The sequence below is a fragment of the Tessaracoccus sp. OH4464_COT-324 genome, assembly GCF_003932855.1.
Taxonomy (GTDB): domain Bacteria; phylum Actinomycetota; class Actinomycetes; order Propionibacteriales; family Propionibacteriaceae; genus Arachnia.
On record NZ_RQYZ01000079.1, the window covers coordinates 1 to 525 of the forward strand.

At 47.6% G+C, this 525-nt stretch carries 1 rRNA gene; it reads left to right on the top strand.

Annotation, left to right across the window (positions count from 1 at the left end):
- A 23S ribosomal RNA gene (locus EII42_RS12230) occupies positions 1-525 on the top strand; the annotation flags it as partial.

The following is a 525-nucleotide window of genomic DNA, read 5'->3' on the forward strand; positions in this document are numbered from 1 at the left end:
AGCCAAATCATAGAGGGTGATAATCCCGTACTTGAAAGTATTGTTGTAGTACTAAGCTTACGATAAGTAGGGCGGGACACGAGAAATCCTGTTTGAAGATGGGGGGACCATCCTCCAAGGCTAAATACTCCTGATTGACCGATAGTGAACCAGTACTGTGAAGGAAAGGCGAAAAGAACCCCGGTGAGGGGAGTGAAATAGAACCTGAAACCTTGTGCGTACAAGCAGTGGGAGCCCTTTATGGGTGACTGCGTACCTTTTGTATAATGGGTCAGCGACTTATATTTTGTAGCGAGGTTAACTGAATAAGGGAGCCGAAGGGAAACCGAGTCTTAACTGGGCGAAGAGTTGCAAGGTATAGACCCGAAACCCGGTGATCTAGCCATGGGCAGGTTGAAGGTTGGGTAACACTAACTGGAGGACCGAACCGACTAATGTTGAAAAATTAGCGGATGACTAGTGGCTGGGGGTGAAAGGCCAATCAAACCGGGAGATAGCTGGTTCTCCCCGAAATCTATTTAGGTA